Below are 14,060 nucleotides of genomic sequence, written 5' to 3'. Positions count from 1 at the left end.
CCGAAGCCCGCCGACGCGGCGCCGGCCGCGCGCGAATCGGCTGCAACGGCGACGACGGCCGGCGCACCCCGGCGGACGGCCGGGTCGAAACCGCCATCCGATCGCGATCGCGTCGCCACTGAGCCGATCCCGGTCGTCGCGGCATCCGGCAGCACCATGTCGCGCACTCCCGATGCCGAGCGCGGGCGACCCGGCCCGACATCCGGACTGGCCGTGCCCGGCGACCTTCCGCGTGACGTCCGCTCGACCAAGCGCGCCCTCGCGGCAGCCGCGCGAGAACGTCGCCGGTATGAGCGGCAGGAGGTGCGCCGCTTCACGAAGCGGTCGCGCCGCCGCCGGCTCGTCTGGAGCGTGGTGCTCGGCTCGATCGCGGCGCTCGTCGTGGTCGTCATCGGCGGCGCATACTCGCCCTTGATGGCTCTGCGCGACGTGCGCGTCGAAGGCGCCCAGCGTATTCCGGCCGCAGAGGTGCAAGCAGCGTTCGCCGGCACGCTCGGCACGCCGCTGCCGCTCATCGCCTCGGCCGACGTGCACGACGCGCTCTCGGCCTTCCCGCTGATCGAGACGTATTCGACCGAGACGATTCCGCCCGGCACGCTCGTCGTGCGAATCGTGGAGCGCACCCCCGTCGGCGTCATCGACACCGGCGAGGGCCTGGAGCTCGTCGACGCGGCGGGCGTGGTGATCGAACGGCCGGAGACGCGGCCCGATGGACAACCACTCATCGAGGCGGAGGGCGGCATCGCGGGCGAGGGGTTCCGCGCCGCGGCCGCCGTCGTGCGGAGCCTGCCCGCCGAGGTGCGCGGGCAGCTCATCGGCGTGCACGCGGCGACGGCAGACGATGTGCGGCTCCAGCTCGCCGCGGGTGCGACCGTCGTGTGGGGGAGCGCAGAGGAGTCCACGCAGAAGGCGGCTGTGCTCGCGAGGCTCATGGTCGCGGCGCCTCCCGACACCGTCGCGTCCTACGATGTGTCGTCTCCGCAGAGCGCCGTCACGCGCTGAGACGACGCCCCGGGTCATCCCATCGGGCCAATTTCCGGCGGCGGATCGCGACACGCGGGCCGTCCTTGCGCCGCGGCGGGCGCGTGGCCCGTACCGTCAAGTCAGGAATTGCATACTCAGCAAGACTTTAACCTTCGACTAGAGGTTCAGAGTTTCGACGGAGGCCGGACGTGTCAACAAATCAGAACTACCTCGCCGTCATCAAGGTCGTCGGTATCGGCGGCGGTGGTGTCAACGCCGTCAACCGCATGATCGAACTCGGTCTCCGCGGAGTCGAATTCATCGCCATCAACACCGATGCCCAGGCGCTGCTCATGAGCGACGCCGACGTCAAGCTCGACGTCGGCCGCGATCTCACCCGCGGACTGGGTGCCGGGGCCGACCCCGAGGTCGGTCGCCGTGCCGCCGAAGACCACGCCGAGGAGATCGAGGAGGCGCTTGCGGGCGCCGACATGGTCTTCGTCACGGCCGGCGAGGGCGGTGGCACGGGCACGGGCGGCGCGCCCGTCGTCGCGCGCATCGCGAAATCGATCGGCGCCCTGACCATCGGTGTCGTCACCAAGCCGTTCGGGTTCGAGGGCAAGCGTCGCCAGACGCAGGCCGAGCAGGGTGTGGCGCGGCTGAAAGAAGAAGTCGACACGCTCATCGTCGTGCCGAACGACCGCCTGCTCGAGATCAGCGACCGCGGCATCTCGATGCTCGAGGCATTCGCGACGGCCGACCAGGTGCTGCTCGCCGGTGTGCAGGGGATCACCGACCTCATCACCACGCCGGGCCTCATCAACCTCGACTTCGCCGACGTCAAGTCGGTCATGCAGGGCGCGGGTTCCGCGCTCATGGGCATCGGCTCCTCGCGGGGAGCCGATCGTGCGATCAAGGCGGCCGAACTCGCTGTCGCGAGCCCGCTGCTCGAGGCATCGATCGACGGTGCACATGGCGTGCTCCTCTCGATCCAGGGCGGCTCCAACCTCGGCATCTTCGAGATCAACGACGCAGCACGCCTCGTGCAGGAGGCCGTGCACCCCGAGGCGAACATCATCTTCGGCGCCGTGATCGACGACACCCTCGGCGACGAGGTTCGCGTCACGGTCATCGCCGCGGGATTCGACGGGGGAGAGCCGAGCTCGAGCGCGAAGCCCGTCGAGGCACGGCGCTCGAACTTCGCCACTGCGGCCGTCGGCGCCGGCATCGGCGGCTCCGCGCTGTCGGGTGACACCGGCGACGCCATCGGCGAGATCAACATCGACGAGCTCGTCGAGACGGCGAACTGGGGCGAGGCGTCGACCGGTACCGGCGACCAGATCGTGTCCGACCCCGCCTTCGACAGCGGCGACGACGACCTCGACATCCCCGACTTCCTGAAGTGAGCGGCGCGTTCCAGCCCGGCAGGCGGTGCGCATGAGCGCACTCGCCGACCGGCTGGCCGCCGTGCGCGCGGCCATCGCCGAGACCGCTGCCGCGGCCGGGCGATCGCCCGATGAGCTCACGACCGTGGTCGTCACGAAGTTCCAGCCCGCCTCGCTCGTGGCCGAGCTCGCCGAGCTCGGCGTGCGAGACATCGGCGAGAATCGTCACCAGGAGGCGCAGGCCAAGGCCGCCGAGCTGGCAGGGCTCGGGCTCCGCTGGCACTTCGTGGGCCAACTGCAGAGCAAGAAGGCCAGGCAGGCGCTCGCCTACGCGTCGGTGATCCACTCGGTCGACCGGCCCGGGCTCGTCGACGCACTCCGGTCGGATGCCGCATCCGTCGACTGCTTCGTCCAGGTGAACCTCACCGACGACCCGGGTCGGGGCGGCGTCGCGCCGAACGAGCTCGACGCCCTCGTCGAGCGCGTGCTGGCGACATCCGGACTCCGCCTATTGGGGCTGATGGCGGTCGCACCGCTCGGCGAACCCGCCCGCCCCGCGTTCGCCCGCATGAGGGAATACTCGGAACGCATTCGTCGAATCGCTCCGGAAGCACGAGGATTGTCCATGGGAATGTCCCACGACTACCACGACGCGATATCGGAAGGTGCGACACACCTCCGGATCGGCACCGCAATCACCGGGAATCGGCCGGTCGCCGGTTAGCCTCGAAGAGACGGAAAACAGACGGAGGCAGCGATGTCGAACCCGCTCAAGAAGACCATGGTCTATCTCGGACTCGCCGATGAGGAGTTCGACGACGAGACCCCACAGGCGCACCCGCAACCATCGGCTGCGCCGATCGTGCACGCGGCCCCGGCGCCGAAGACCGGCGCGGCGGTGACGCCGCTGCGAAAGCACCATGTACAACCGAGCACACCGCAGGCGGAGATGAACGAAATCCTGACCGTGCACCCGCGTCAGTATCGCGACGCGCAGGTGATCGCCGAGTCCTTCCGTGATGGAGTGCCGGTGATCATCAACCTCTCGCAGATGTCGGATGCCGATGCGCGACGCCTGATCGACTTCGCGAGCGGTCTCTCGCAAGGTCTCTACGGCAAGATCGAGCGCGTGACGAGCAAGGTGTTCCTGCTCTCGCCCGCACATGTGGTGGTCTCGGGGGAGACCGGCGAGGCCGAAGGCGACGTGGACGCGTCGTTCTTCACGCACGCGTAGCTGCACGTGGGCGCGTTCTCCGTCGTCTGGAGCATCCTCTACACGTTGCTCCTGATTTACTTCTTCGTGATGTGGGGGCGCTTCATACTCGACCTCGTGCGCACGTTCAACCGATCCTGGCGACCCCGGGGGGCGTCGCTCGTGATCGTCGAGGCCGTGTACAGCGTCACCGACCCCCTGGTCCGGTTCTTCCGGCGGCTCGTGCCGCCGATCCGCATCGGCCAGATCGCACTCGATCTCGGGTGGAGCCTTGCGATGCTCGTCATCATCGTGGCCATGACCGTGGTGTCATGGCTCGCTGCTGCGGGCTGATGATCTCCTGCGAGGAGTGACGCTGAGACGATCGGCGCTGCACCTCTCAGGTTCTCTTTGCTAGCGTTAGCTGAACGTGTTCGAAACAGTTCGACAGATTTGAGGGTGGAAAGCCATGGCGCTAACTCCGGAAGATGTGGTCAACAAGCGCTTCCAGGCGACGAAGTTCCGGGAAGGGTACGACCAAGACGAGGTCGATGACTTCCTCGACGAGGTGGTCGTCGAGCTTCGCCGGCTCAACCAGGAGAACGAGGAGCTGCGCCAGCGAGTGACCGCGGCAGAGGCCCGTGCCGCGGAGGCCGGCAAGGCATCCGCCGCGGCGCCGGCGCCTGCCGCGGTGTACGCCGAGCCCGCTGCGCCGCCGCCCACGGTGGCCGTGCAGACGCAGCCTCCAGCCGCCCCGCAGTCGGACTACGACGAGCAGACCAGCACGACGAACCTCCTGCAGCTGGCCCGCCGGCTGCACGAGGAGCACGTGCGCGAGGGCGTCGAGAAGCGCGACGCGCTCATCGCCGAAGGCCACGCCACGGCGGCTCGCGTCGTCGCCGAGGCCGAAGCGAAGCAGCGTGCCCAGATGGGCATCCTCGACCAGGAGCGACTCGCACTCGAGAAGCGGGTCGACGAGCTCCGGGTGTTCGAGCGTGAGTACCGCCAGAAGCTCAAGAGCTACATCGAGGGTCAGCTGCGCGATCTCGACACGGCGGCACCCGTCTCCGTGTCGGGCAACCAGGGCTTCTCCTCGCCGGTGAGCGCCGGCGTCCCGGCCGAGCAGCCTGCGCCGACCTTCCAGGGCTTTGGAGGCTGAGCGGGCCGCAAAGGTCGGCATCGCCAGTGCTCTCCTGGTCTTGGCCGGCGCCGCGATCGCGGCGTACGGCCTCGACCAGTCCAGCAAGTTCCTCGTCGTCTCGAACCTGACCGAGGGCGAGATCGTGCCGGTGCTCGGGTCGGCGCTGCAGTGGCAGTTCGTGCGCAACCCGGGCGCAGCGTTCTCACTCGCGAGCGGCATGACGTGGATCTTCACGATCCTCGCCGCCGCCGTGATCACGTTCATCGTGTGGTTCGCCCGCCGCATCCGCTCCATCGCGTGGGCGGTCGTCTTCGGGTTGCTCCTCGGCGGCGTGCTCGGCAATCTCACCGATCGGCTCCTTCGGGAGCCGAGTTTCGGCTTGGGGCACGTCGTCGACTTCATCTCGACGCCCTGGTTCATACCTGCCATCTACAACTTCGCCGACATCGCGATCGTATCGAGCATGGTGCTCTTCATGATCCTCACGATCCGTGGCGTCGGGCTCGACGGCAACCGCGAAGTGAAGGCCAAGGTCTCCACGGCGACGCCCGAGGCCGCGACGAGCGACGCGGCTGCGAGCGACGGTCGCGCGTTCTCGGCGAGCCCTGAGCTCGCGCGCGAGTCCTGAGCATGGAGCATCGCTCGTTCCCCGTTCCCGACGGGCTCGACGGCGTGCGCGTCGACGCGGGACTCGCCAAGCTCCTCGGTTTCTCGCGCACGCTCGCAGCGGAGATCGCGGGCTCCGGCGGCGTGATGCTCGACGGGACATCCGTCGACAAGTCCGACCGTCTTCGCGCCGGGGCGTGGCTCGAGGTGAGCTGGGAGCCGCCGCGCGCGCTCGCGATCGAGCCGATCGCGGTCGCCGACCTCGGCATCGTCCATGACGACGATGACCTCGTCGTGGTCGACAAGCCCGCCGGCGTCGCCGCGCATCCGTCGCTCGGCTGGAACGGGCCGACCGTGGTCGGCGCCCTTGCGGCTGCCGGCTTCCGCATCTCCACTTCGGGCGCACCCGAGCGCCAGGGCGTCGTGCACCGACTCGACGCGGGCACGAGCGGGCTCATGGTCGTCGCGAAATCCGAGCGGGCCTACACCGAGCTCAAGCGTCAGTTCCACGACCGCGAGGTGGAGAAGATCTACCACACCGTGGTGCAGGGTCGCCCCGACCCCCTGGCCGGTACGATCGACGCACCTGTTGGGCGGCATCCGCGCTCGGAGTGGAAGTTCGCGGTCCTCGCGGGCGGCAAGCACGCCGTGACGCATTACGAGACCCTCGAGGCCTTCCGCGCCGCGTCGCTGCTCGAAGTGCACCTCGAGACCGGGCGCACACACCAGATCCGGGTGCACATGGCGGCGCAGCGGCATCCGTGCGTCGGCGACACCATGTACGGCGCCGACCCCACGCTCTCGACGCGTCTCGGCCTCACCCGGCAGTGGCTGCACGCACGGCAGCTCTCGTTCACGCACCCCGCCGACGGAGAGTGGGCGACCTTCGTCTCGGAGTACCCGAGCGACCTCGCGCACGCGCTCGAGGTTCTCCGCGGCGACTGACCGGCGCGAGCACGCGCGTCCTGATGCCGCCGGGTCGCAGGGTCGCCATAGACTTTGAAGACCCCCCGGAACCGAACTTGCAGCACCCCGATTTGGAGCCCAGTGGCCACCGATTCCTTCGTCCACCTGCACGTGCACAGCGAGTACTCGATGCTCGACGGTGCAGCACGGGTCGGCGAGCTCATCCAAGCCGCGAAGGGCGAGGGGATGCCTGCCGTCGCCATCACCGACCACGGCAACGTGTTCGGTGCGTACGACTTCTGGAAACAGGCGACGGAGGCCGGCATCAAGCCGATCATCGGCACCGAGGCCTACATCACGCCGGGCACGGCCCGTGGCGACAAGACCAGGGTGCGCTGGGGCAACGGCGGCGGCGACGACGTGTCGGGTTCGGGCGCCTACACCCACATGACCCTGCTCTCGGCGTCGACGGAGGGCATGCACAACCTCTTCCGGCTCTCGAGTCGCGCGTCGATCGAGGGCTACTACTTCAAGCCGCGAATGGACCGCGAGCTCCTGCAGACCTATTCGAACGGGCTCATCGCCACCACGGGCTGTCCGAGCGGTGAGGTGCAGACCCGGCTCCGGCTCGGGCAGTACGACGAGGCCGTGAAGGCGGCATCCGACTATCGCGACATCTTCGGCCGCGAGAACTACTTCGCCGAGATCATGGACCACGGGCTCGGCATCGAGAAGCGCATCATGGACGACCTGTTGCGCCTCGCGAAGCAGCTCGATCTCCCGCTCGTCGCCACGAACGACCTGCACTACACGCACGCGCACGACGCGAAGAGCCACGCTGCACTGCTCTGCGTGCAGTCGGGCTCGACCCTCGACGACCCGAACCGATTCAAGTTCGACGCCGACGAGTTCTACCTGAAGACCGCGGCCGAGATGCGCCACCTCTTCCGCGATCACCCCGAGGCCTGCGACAACACGCTGCTCATCGCCGAGCGCTGCGACGTGAAGTTCAACACGAACGCGAACTTCATGCCCCGTTTCCCGGTGCCAGAGGGCGAGAGTGAAGAGAGCTGGTTCGTCAAGGAGGTCGAGCGCGGCCTCCACGTGCGCTATCCCAACGGCATCCCCGACGAGGTGCGCAAGCAGGCCGACTACGAGGTCGGGGTGATCCTGCAGATGGGGTTCCCCGGATACTTCCTCGTCGTCGCCGACTTCATCAACTGGTCGAAGAACAACGGCATCCGCGTCGGACCGGGGCGCGGCTCCGGTGCGGGCTCGATGGCGGCCTACGCGATGCGCATCACCGACCTCGACCCGCTCCAGCACGGCCTCATCTTCGAGCGGTTCCTGAACCCCGATCGCGTCTCGATGCCCGACTTCGACGTGGACTTCGACGAGCGTCGTCGCGGTGAGGTCATCAGGTACGTCACCGAGAAGTACGGCGACGAGCGCGTCGCGCAGATCGTCACCTACGGCACGATCAAGGCGAAGCAGGCGCTGAAAGACTCATCGCGTGTGCTGGGATTCCCGTTCGGCATGGGCGAGAAGCTCACGAAGGCCATGCCGCAGGCCATCATGGGCAAGGACATCCCGCTCACGGGCATCCTCGACAAAGATCACCCGCGCTACAAGGAAGCGGGTGACATCCGGGCGATCATCGAGACCGATCCCGAGGCGAAGACGGTCTTCGAGACGGCCCTCGGCCTCGAGAACCTCAAGCGGCAGTGGGGTGTGCACGCTGCGGGCGTCATCATGTCGAGCGATCCGCTCATCGACATCATCCCCATCATGAAGCGGGAGCAAGACGGCCAGATCGTCACGCAGTTCGACTATCCCGCGTGCGAGGCCCTCGGCCTCATCAAGATGGACTTCCTGGGCCTGCGCAACCTCACGATCATCGACGACGCCCTCGACAACATCGAGGCGAACCGCGGGTTCCGGCCGGTGCTCGAAGATCTCGCCCTCGACGATCGCGGTGCGTACGAACTGCTCAGCCGGGGCGACACGCTCGGCGTCTTCCAGCTCGACGGCGGGCCGATGCGGTCGCTCCTCCGACAGATGAAGCCTGACAACTTCGAAGACATCTCGGCCGTCATCGCGCTGTACCGCCCCGGCCCCATGGGCGCGAACTCGCACATCAACTACGCCCTGCGCAAGAACGGCCTGCAGCCGATCACGCCGATCCATCCCGAGCTCGAGGAGCCCCTGCGAGAGATCCTCGACACGAGTTACGGCCTCATCATCTACCAGGAGCAGGTGATGGCGATCGCCCAGCGCGTCGCGGGATTCTCCCTCGGCCAGGCCGACATCCTGCGCCGTGCGATGGGCAAGAAGAAGAAGTCCGAGCTCGACAAGCAGTACGAGGGCTTCCGGGGCGGCATGAAGGCCAACGGGTTCTCGGATGCCGCGATCAAGATGTTGTGGGACATCCTCCTGCCCTTCTCCGACTACGCCTTCAACAAGGCGCACTCGGCCGCCTACGGCGTGCTGAGCTACTGGACCGCCTACCTCAAGGCGCATTTCCCCGCCGAGTACATGGCGGCGCTGCTCACGAGCGTGGGCGACGCCCGCGACAAGCTCGCGCTCTACCTCAACGAGTGCCGCCGCATGGGCATCAAGGTGCTGCCGCCCGATGTGAACGAGTCGATCGGGTACTTCGCCGCCGTCGGCGACGACATCCGCTTCGGCCTCGGCGCGGTGCGGAACGTCGGCTTCAACGTCGTCGACGCGATCAGGGCTGCCCGAGAGCAGAAGGGGCGGTTCGAGTCGTTCCACGACTTCCTGAAGAAATCGCCGCTCCAGGTCGCCAACAAGCGCACGGTCGAATCGCTCATCAAGGCCGGCGCGTTCGACTCGCTCGGCGCCACGCGGCGCGCCCTCGTCGAGATCCACGAGAGTGCGGTCGAGTCCGTCGTGAAGGAGAAGCGAGCCGAGGAGGTCGGCGACTTCGGGTTCGACTTCGACAGCCTGTTCGAGGAGCACGAGAAGCACGCGGTGACGCTCGTTCCCGACCGGCCCGAATGGGCCAAGCGCGACAAGCTCGCGTTCGAGCGCGAGATGCTCGGCTTGTACGTCTCCGATCACCCGCTCGCCGGACTCGAGGCGCCGCTCGCGAAGCACGCCTCGACGACGATCACCGACCTCCTGAGCTCGGACTCCACCCAAGACGGCGACACCGTCACGGTTGCCGGGCTCGTCACGAGCGTGCAGCATCGCGTGGCGCGCCAGAGCGGCAACCAGTACGGCATGATCCAGGTCGAGGACTTCTCGGGCGACATCACGGTGATGTTCATGGGCAAGGCCTACCAGGAGTTCGCACCGGGGCTGAAGGGCGACTCGATCGTCGTGGTGCGCGGCCGAGTGAGCATGCGCGACGACGGCATGAACCTGCACGCCTACAGCGTCTTCTCACCCGAACTCGGCCAGGGCGACGAGGTCGGCCCGGTCGTCATCTCGTTGCCCGACGTGCGCGCCACGACCGACACGATCTCGGCGCTCGGCGACGTGCTCATCCGGCATCGTGGTGAGACCGAGGTGCGCTTGCGGCTCGTGAAGGGCCGCTCGGCGCGCGTGTTCGAATTGCCCTACCCCGTGCGCGTCACTGCCGACCTCTACGGCGAGCTGAAGAGCCTGCTCGGCCCGAACTGCCTCGTGTGACGGCGGGCGACCGCCCCGTCCGACGCGCTCGCTAGGCTGGATCCGCCATGCTGCGAACCATCGACCTCCGCGGAACCCGTCCGACCCAGCGAGAGCTGCTCGCGCTCGTGCCGCGTGCCGCGACGGATGTCTCCGCCGCGCTCGAGGTCGTGCGCACGCTCATCGACGACGTGCGAGAGCGGGGTGAGGCTGCGCTCCTCGACCAGGCCGAGCGACTCGACCGGGTACGACCGTCGGCGGTGCGAGTTCCCGCCGAAGAGCTCGAGGAGGCGCTCGCCGGTCTCGCCCCCGACATCCGCGACGCCATCGAGCGCACGATCGCCCGGGTGCGCGCGGCGAGTGCGGCGCAGGTGCCGCCGCCGGAGACGACCGTGCTCGGCGACGGCGCGGTGATCGAGCAGCGCTGGCAGCCCGTCACCCGCGTCGGCCTCTACGTGCCCGGCGGCAAGGCCGTCTACCCCTCGAGCGTCGTCATGAACGTCGTGCCCGCGCAGGTCGCCGGCGTCCGGTCGATCGCGCTCGCCTCGCCTCCGCAAGCCGCGTTCGGCGGGCGGGTGCACCCCACGGTCGCCGGCGTCGCCGCGCTGCTCGGCATCACCGAGGTGTACGCGATGGGCGGTGCCGGGGCGATCGGAGCGTTCGCCTACGGCGTCGACGGCATCGGGCTCGACCCCGTGCAACGGGTCACCGGCCCCGGCAACGTCTACGTGGCGGCGGCCAAGCGGCTCGTGCAGGGCGTCACCGGCATCGACGCCGAAGCCGGCCCCACCGACATCCTCGTCATCGCCGACGACTCCGCGAACGCCGACTTCGTCGCGGCCGACCTCGTGAGCCAGGCTGAGCACGACGAGCTCGCGGCAGCCGTCCTCGTCACCGATTCCGCCGCCTTCGCCGATGAGGTGCTCGAGCGGCTGGCCGAGCGCGTCGCGGCGACGAGGCACCGCGATCGCGTGCGTGAGGCGGTCATCGGCGCGCAGTCCGCGCTCGTGCTCGTCGACGACCTGGTGCAGGCGACCGACTTCGCCAACGCATTCGGACCGGAGCACCTCGAGATCCAGGTGCGCGACACCGACGATGTGCTCTCGCGCATCGAGAACGCGGGCGCGATCTTCGTGGGCGCCTACTCGCCGGTCAGCCTCGGCGACTATGCCGCGGGCTCGAACCACGTGCTGCCCACGGGAGGCCAGGCACGCTATGCCGCCGGGCTCTCGGCTGCGACGTTCCTGCGCCCGCAGCAGGTCATCCGCTACGACGAGGCGGCCCTTCGAGAGGTCGCCCCCGTCATCGCGGCGCTCTCGAACGAGGAAGACCTCCCCGCGCACGGCGAGGCCGTGACGGCGCGCTTCGACCGCCGCTGACGCCGGCGGGAGGCATCCGCCGCCCGGCTGACAGCCGCTCGGCGCGGCCGCCCGGTCGTCCACCGCCGCTAGGCTGGAAGCACCATGTACTGTCCGTTCTGCCGTCACCCCGATTCCCGTGTCATCGACTCGCGCACGAGCGACGACGGGCTCTCGATCCGTCGCCGTCGGCAGTGCCCCGAGTGCGGGCGTCGGTTCTCGACCACCGAGACGGCGAGTCTCGTCGTGATCAAGCGCAGTGGGGTGGTCGAGCCGTTCAGCCGCGAGAAGGTCGTGCTCGGCGTCAAGAAGGCCTGCCAGGGGCGGCCCGTCACCGACTCGGACCTCGCCGTGCTCGCACAGAAGGTCGAGGAGACCATCCGTTCGACGGGCGCATCGCAGATCGAGGCGAACGACATCGGTCTCGCCATCCTGCCGCCGCTCCGCGAACTCGACGAGGTGGCCTACCTGCGGTTCGCGAGCGTGTACCAGGCCTTCGAGTCGCTCGACGACTTCGACGCCGCCATCGGCCAGTTGCGCGCCGAGCACGGCCGGCTTCCGGCCCGCCCGGTCGAGTGAACGTCGGCCGCACGTTGCGGCTCCGATAGCCTGAGTCCGGCATGTATCGACTTCTCTTCTCCCTCTTCCTCTCGCGAATGGATCCCGAAGACGCCCACCACCTGGCGTTCCGGCTCATCCAGCGGCTCCCGGCGATCGGTCTCGGCCGGCTCGTCGAGCGCTTCACCGCTCCCGATCCGGCACTTCGAGTCGAGGCGCTCGGGCTTCGGTTCCCATCGCCGTTCGGCGTCGCCGCGGGCTTCGACAAAGACGGCTTCGCCGTGCGCGGGCTCGGCCAGCTCGGCTTCGGCCATGTCGAGGTCGGCACCATCACGGCGGTCGCACAGCCCGGCAATCCACGCCCGAGACTGTTCCGGCTCACCGCCGATCGTGCGCTCGTGAACCGCATGGGGTTCAACAACGGCGGTGCGGATGCCGCAGCCGGGCGGCTCTCGCGCCTGTCGCGCCGCACCGATCGACCGGTGCTCGGCGTCAACATCGGCAAGAGCCGCGTGACGCCGGTCGACGAGGCCGTCGCCGACTATGAGCGCAGCGCACGCGTGCTCGCGCCGTTCGCCGACTACCTCGTGGTCAACGTGAGCTCCCCGAACACGCCGGGACTGCGCGGGCTGCAGGAGCTCGACGCGCTCGCGCCACTGCTCGAGTCCGTGAAGCTCGCTGCGGGGCAGACCCCGTTGCTCGTGAAGATCGCGCCCGATCTCGCCGATGACGAGATCGTGCGCATCTGCGAACTCGTCGTGAGCCTGGGGCTCGACGGCATCATCGCCACGAACACCACGATCGCTCGCGATGGCCTGAAGGCGCCGGCATCCGCGGTCGAGGCGATCGGTGCGGGCGGCCTGTCGGGCGCCCCCCTCGCGGCTCGCTCGCTCGCCGTACTCCGGCTGATCCGCGACCGCGTGCCGGCCGAGCTCTGCGTCGTGTCGGTCGGCGGCGTCGAGACAGCGGCCGACGTGCAGGACCGCCTCGACGCCGGCGCCACGCTCGTGCAGGGCTATACCGCGTTCATCTACCGCGGGCCGTTCTGGGCGCGGCACGTGAATCGAGGGCTGCTTCGGTTCCGTCGCAACCGCGCCGCGATGGCGTCATCGCGGGCGGCATAGCGGCCGAAAACACCCGGCGTAACTGAGGACTTCTCGACCGTGTACCCCGATCAGAGCATGCCGACATCGGCGAGCCGGTCGGCGATGGTCGAGCCGTCGCTCGCCGAGACCCACGGCACGTCGTCTGCTCCGTGCTGCTCGGCCTTCGTTCGGCCGCCGGCGAGCACGGCCTCACCGGTCGACAGGCGGCGGATGGCGATCGCCGCGACGCGGCCCGGGTGCTCTGCCGCGAATCGCGCGTAGAGCTCTTCGTCGTGCTGGCCATCGTCGCCGATGAGCAACCACCGCACGTCGGGGAATTCCCCGGCGAGCCGCCTGAGGTTCTCCTCCTTGTGCGCACGGCCGCTGCGGAAGAGGCGATCGTGGGTCGGTCCCCAGTCGGTGAGGAGCAGCGGCCCGGCCGGATAGAGGTTTCGTGAGAGGAACCTCGTGAGCGTCGGCGCGACGTTCCAGGCGCCCGTCGAGAGGTAGATCACCGGCGCTCCCGGGTGGGATCGCACGAGGCGCTCGAAGAGCACGGCCATGCCGGGGGTCGGGATGCGTGCGTGCTCGTCGAGCACGAACGTGTTCCACGCTGCCAAGAGAGGTCGTGGCAGCGCGGTGACCATGACGGTATCGTCGATATCGGAGATGATGCCGAAGTGCACATCGGGGCCGACGATCCAGATGGGCGCCTCGACCGCCTTGGAGCCTTCTGTGTGCAGCGTCGCCTGGTGCCAGCCGGGAGCGAGCTGCACCGGTACCCGCGTGTCGACGACGCCGCCGCGGTCGGCGAGCACCTCGATGCGCTCACCGCCGACCTCGATGACGACGGAAACGTCGCCGATCGGCACGCTCGTGAAGCTGCGCCAGCCGCGGATGCCCTGCTCGCCGCGACGACGGCGGCGCTTCGATGGCTCATTCGGGTCGACCGGCCGGCTGAGCAGCACACGGCAGAAGATGCGCGCCCAATCGGTGGAGCCATACCCGGTGTACGGGACGACCGTGGGCACCTGTCCGCGACGGCGAGCCCAGCGTTCGCGCACCTCGTGCACCCAGTCTTCGAGGCGCGCGGCGCGATGCCGGACCTGGTGCTCTACGGATCCGGCCGGAGTTGGGGAGCTCGCCGGCATCCCCTCAGTCTGGCATGCAGCCACCGTGGGTTGCGAAACGCGCTCGGCGTGGTTGGTGTCGTGTACCCCGGCCATCCCG

General features: G+C 68.8%; 13 protein-coding genes. 12 read left to right on the top strand and 1 reads right to left on the bottom strand.

The annotated features are described in order from the left end of the window. From ESP51_RS08705 to ESP51_RS08650, 12 genes are all read left to right on the top strand, one after another. Positions 1–1,002: cell division protein FtsQ/DivIB (locus ESP51_RS08705; RefSeq protein ID WP_129520515.1), on the top strand; the 1,002-nt coding region annotated here is incomplete at its 5' end. A gap of 170 nt (positions 1,003–1,172) precedes the next feature. Beyond that, on the top strand, positions 1,173–2,369 hold the full coding sequence (gene ftsZ, locus ESP51_RS08700; RefSeq protein WP_129520514.1) for a cell division protein FtsZ: 1,197 nt from the start codon (positions 1,173–1,175) through the stop codon (positions 2,367–2,369). A 31-nt stretch (positions 2,370–2,400) separates the two neighbouring features. Beyond that, entirely contained in the window at positions 2,401–3,072 is a 672-nt protein-coding gene (locus ESP51_RS08695) for a YggS family pyridoxal phosphate-dependent enzyme (RefSeq protein ID WP_129520513.1), read from the top strand. 33 nt (positions 3,073–3,105) lie between these two features. Then, positions 3,106–3,582, top strand: a complete 477-nt coding sequence (locus tag ESP51_RS08690) for a cell division protein SepF (protein ID WP_129520512.1) — start codon at positions 3,106–3,108, stop codon at positions 3,580–3,582. Positions 3,583–3,588: 6 nt separating this feature from the next. Beyond that, positions 3,589–3,894 (top strand): YggT family protein, encoded by a 306-nt coding sequence (locus ESP51_RS08685; protein ID WP_129520511.1) that lies wholly within the window; start codon positions 3,589–3,591, stop codon positions 3,892–3,894. A gap of 115 nt (positions 3,895–4,009) precedes the next feature. Next, positions 4,010–4,699 (top strand): DivIVA domain-containing protein, encoded by a 690-nt coding sequence (locus ESP51_RS08680; RefSeq protein ID WP_129520510.1) that lies wholly within the window; start codon positions 4,010–4,012, stop codon positions 4,697–4,699. Further along, positions 4,689–5,309 carry a signal peptidase II gene (gene lspA / locus ESP51_RS08675; protein ID WP_338420341.1) on the top strand — a complete coding sequence of 207 codons (621 nt, stop codon included), beginning with the start codon at positions 4,689–4,691 and terminating at the stop codon, positions 5,307–5,309. Before ESP51_RS08680 ends, lspA begins: the two co-directional genes overlap by 11 nt. Before the next feature lie 2 nt (positions 5,310–5,311). After that, positions 5,312–6,232 (top strand): RluA family pseudouridine synthase, encoded by a 921-nt coding sequence (locus ESP51_RS08670; protein WP_129520509.1) that lies wholly within the window; start codon positions 5,312–5,314, stop codon positions 6,230–6,232. 150 nt (positions 6,233–6,382) lie between these two features. Further along, positions 6,383–9,850 (top strand): DNA polymerase III subunit alpha, encoded by a 3,468-nt coding sequence (gene dnaE, locus ESP51_RS08665; RefSeq protein WP_241843073.1) that lies wholly within the window; start codon positions 6,383–6,385, stop codon positions 9,848–9,850. Between the two features lie 47 nt (positions 9,851–9,897). After that, the gene (gene hisD, locus ESP51_RS08660) at positions 9,898–11,208 is read left to right on the top strand and encodes a histidinol dehydrogenase (protein WP_129520507.1); all 1,311 of its coding nucleotides are present in this window, start codon (positions 9,898–9,900) and stop codon (positions 11,206–11,208) included. A gap of 84 nt (positions 11,209–11,292) precedes the next feature. Then, complete coding sequence (nrdR, locus tag ESP51_RS08655; protein WP_129520506.1) at positions 11,293–11,766, top strand: transcriptional regulator NrdR; 474 nt, start codon at positions 11,293–11,295, stop codon at positions 11,764–11,766. Between the two features lie 41 nt (positions 11,767–11,807). Next, a complete protein-coding gene (locus ESP51_RS08650; RefSeq protein WP_129520505.1) occupies positions 11,808–12,869 on the top strand; it encodes a quinone-dependent dihydroorotate dehydrogenase in 1,062 nt (353 codons plus the stop codon). Between the two features lie 50 nt (positions 12,870–12,919). On the opposite strand, the gene ESP51_RS08645 is transcribed toward ESP51_RS08650, so the two are convergent. Next, positions 12,920–13,981 (bottom strand): App1 family protein, encoded by a 1,062-nt coding sequence (locus ESP51_RS08645; RefSeq protein WP_129520504.1) that lies wholly within the window; start codon positions 13,979–13,981, stop codon positions 12,920–12,922. Positions 13,982–14,060: the final 79 nt, after the last annotated feature.

This window comes from Agromyces albus (assembly GCF_004134825.1).
Taxonomy (GTDB): Bacteria; Actinomycetota; Actinomycetes; order Actinomycetales; family Microbacteriaceae; genus Agromyces; species Agromyces albus.
The sequence above is the reverse complement of the archived record's forward strand: the minus strand, read 5'-3'. Positions and strand labels throughout refer to the sequence as shown.